The sequence below is a fragment of the Clostridium sp. genome (genome assembly GCF_040797585.1).
Classification (GTDB): Bacteria; Bacillota; Clostridia; order Clostridiales; family Clostridiaceae; genus Clostridium_Z.
In genome coordinates, this window is record NZ_JBFNEO010000258.1 from 1 (window position 1) to 3456 (window position 3456).

Below are 3456 nucleotides of genomic sequence, written 5' to 3' on the forward strand. Positions count from 1 at the left end.
GAAATAGTTAGAAAGTAAATTTCCATAATCAAATAATATGTCTGGAACATCTATCCCACTATTTTTTATTTTATGCATTGTTCTTACAACCTTTATCGCTTCGCATCTTAATATATGAAGTCTACAGGCAATTTCACATCCACCTGGAAGTACCATGCCCTCTATCTTATGGTGTAATTTTTCTTTTATACCTTTATAACTCTCATAAAGAGATGAAAGATCTTCCTCATCTATAGCTAACTTTCCCCTTATAGATCCATTTAAATGATACACTTTCTCTACTAAAGGACTTAGCTCCTTATGAAGCTTTGGACATTTTCTCTTTGTAAGTTCTGAAACTAAAGCTATATTACTACATAAGTAATCTGTACCAATTTCATGATCAAACAAAAGATTTTCTTCCTTTAAAAAAGGACTACTTAGAAAATCTATTCTCCTCAATAAATCAACTCCTTAAAATAAAATAACTTCCTTCTAAATACTAGAAGGAAGTTTCATATACAAATATATTATGTGAAACTAGCTTCTTCCCTCCGAAGAATGTGTAGAATTTCAAAACTATAGATTAGAATATCCTGGCTCTTGCTTCATCCTAAAAGCACCTTCCCAGATATAAATATCTAGTGGTTATTGCTTTTCGTCTGCAATTACAGTAGCGGGGGCTGCTATGGATTTTAACCATATTCCTCATAATCAATGTTATCTATTAAATTATACTAAAATAGTACCACATAACATTTTAAATTTCAACAAATTATTTACACCCATATATTTGTTATATATGGGTGTAAAGTTTATCTCTTTTCATATCACTCTTTAGTACTCTGAAATCCCAAGGCTTCAGCAAACTTTCTAAAAGTTTCCGCTTTCTCATGATTTCCACTTAGTTCCTCAACCTCTCCTATAAGATTATAGATTTCTCCACAATCATCTTTTATAATAAGTGCTCTTTTTAAAACCTCATGGGCCTTATTTAAATCGCCTTTATCTATGAGTTTCTTTGCAGAAACTATATAAAAGTTAAGATCTGTTTTAGCTTGTTCTTTTCCCAATACTTCCTCAAGTACTCCCTTAACTCTTTTAGCTGTAAATGGTTTTTGAAGATAAGCTGAAGCCCCATATTTAGTACATTGTACTGCATTTTTTATAGTTCCAAAAGCCGTCATTACTATAACTATTATATTTCTATTATAGCTTTTAATACTCTTTAAAAGATCTGTTCCATTAACCTCTGGCATCTTTATATCCGTAAAAACTATTTTTATATTCTCCTTCTCTATACACTCCATGGCTTCCTTTGCACAAGTTGCCTCAAATACCTTATATCCCTCATCTTGAAGACATGTTCTAAGCATCTCTCTTATATTTTTAACATCATCTACTATTAATACCTTACTCTTCATTTTCATCCTCCTCTAATGGCAGAGTTATTTTAAATATACTTCCATACTCATAAATACTGTTGCAACTTATAGTCCCTTTATGAAGGGATATTATATCCTTTGAAAGAGCAAGTCCAAGCCCCGTCCCCTCTACGTCATCTACTCCTCTATAAAATTTATCAAAAATCCTAGGTAAGTCTTCTTCTAAGATTCCTCTTCCATTATCCTTAACTTGGATTTCTACCCCCTCTTCATTTCTTTTAACTTTAATCCTTACATAACCACCTTTATTAGAGTATTTAATGGCATTAGATAAAAGATTATTTAAAACCCATCCTAATTTCTCTCTGTCCCCATTTATGAAAGGTATATCCTCATCATATTCAGTTATCAGTTCTATATCCCTTGCATCGGCTATTATATAAAAAGACTCTAAAGCTGTTTCCACAAGTTCTATTAAAGATATATCTTCCTTATATAAAAGATCCTCTGATGATTCGATTTCATGGACTCTTAAAAAATTATTTATAAGATTAACTATCTTCTGGCAATCATCAGATATGGTGCTAATGATATTTTTATTTTCTTTAAAACCCTCTCTATTCTCTAGAAGGGATACCCCCATTAATAAAGATGTTAAAGGTGTCTTTACCTCATGGGAGAGAGAAGCTATAAAATCTTGTTTCATTTTTTCTATTCTTTTAAGCTTAGTTATATTATGAAAATATACTATAATACCACTCTTTCTTTTATCACTATCCATAAAATATGATAAATTTACATTATAAATTGAATCATCAACTACAATTTCCTTTGATACTTTCTCTTCATCATTTTTTATAGAAGTTGATATATAGTCAAATAACTCTCCATTAGTTATTGCCTCTAGTATATGACGATCCTGAACTTCATTTAATAATATATTAAATTCTCTCTCACAAGAATCATTTAAAAGTACCACTCTGAAATTATCGTCTAGTACAATTAAGGGATCAACTATACTTTTAACAATAGCCTCTGATTTGTTTTTTTCTTCCATTATCTTACCTATAGTAGAGTTTTTAAACTCACATATTTTTTCACTCATGCTATTAAACTCTTTTGCTAAAAGTCCAACCTCATCATTAGAAACAATTTCAGCTCTATGGCTAAAATCTCCCTCTTTAGCTTTTATTATATCTTCTTTCAAAAGCAATATAGGATGCAAAAATTTATTTATATATCTTACAGACAATATAAGACTTGCAATTATTAATATAATAGACACTGATATCATTGTATAGGTAGATATTTCTGCCGTTTCTTTTAAAACTTCTTTCTTATTTAAAAGTCCCTCTTCATTTAATTTACCTATTATTCTGAGATTATTTTTTAGACTCATATATTGGGGCTGTATTTCTTTTGTATATATTCTTAATGTACTGTCTTTATCTTTTCCACTACTATCAAATATTAGAACTGCTTTTTCAATGAAAGTATTATAATCTTTAAGCACCTCTAAATTAATTTCTTTCTCTCCTTCTTCTGTTATGTTGTTATTCTGAAATGTATAATATTTAAGAAATTCTGGGTTAAGGGAGTAAAACTCCTTTTTATACTTCTCTTCTCCTGAATTTATAAAATTTATTAAAGAATTATTTTGATTATCCAAAACCTTTTGCATATTATTAGTGGCATCTATTGAATAATAATTATCATTTACTAAGGTATTTGTAGTGCTTTTTATTTTTAATATATTAGCTAAAGATGTTGCTCCAATAATAATAACTATTGCAATAAGGAAATAAAATAAGGTGAAAAACTTGTACTTTAATCCATGTTTCATATATAAATCCTCCTAATTATAAGTATATAGTTTTTTAATTCTATATCAAATTCTTATAACCATGAAAATTAAAGAATTCTTGCTATAGTTTTAATAATATAGATTTAATTTAATCTATTTATCCTAAAACCTATATATTCCCTTAAATAATACAATAATACATAAAAATAAAAGAGTAGAATTTTCTAACATTCTACTCTTCATTTAATAGCTCCTGAAGCCATTCTATGTTTAAATTGTAATAGTCTT

3 protein-coding genes and 1 riboswitch are annotated in these 3456 nt (G+C 28.6%); all 3 genes read right to left on the reverse strand.

Annotated elements, in window-relative coordinates:
- A partial coding sequence (locus AB2369_RS12410) for an ATP:cob(I)alamin adenosyltransferase (RefSeq protein ID WP_367666787.1) occupies nucleotides 1–441 on the reverse strand: 441 nt, incomplete at its 3' end.
- Nucleotides 442–547: 106 nt separating this feature from the next.
- A riboswitch (cobalamin riboswitch) is annotated at nucleotides 548–720 on the reverse strand.
- Between the two features lie 89 nt (nucleotides 721–809).
- Entirely contained in the window at nucleotides 810–1403 is a 594-nt protein-coding gene (locus tag AB2369_RS12415) for a response regulator (protein ID WP_367666788.1), read from the reverse strand.
- On the reverse strand, nucleotides 1393–3207 hold the full coding sequence (locus AB2369_RS12420; protein WP_367666789.1) for an ATP-binding protein: 1815 nt from the start codon (nucleotides 3205–3207) through the stop codon (nucleotides 1393–1395). Before AB2369_RS12420 ends, AB2369_RS12415 begins: the two co-directional genes overlap by 11 nt.
- Nucleotides 3208–3456 lie beyond the last annotated feature (249 nt).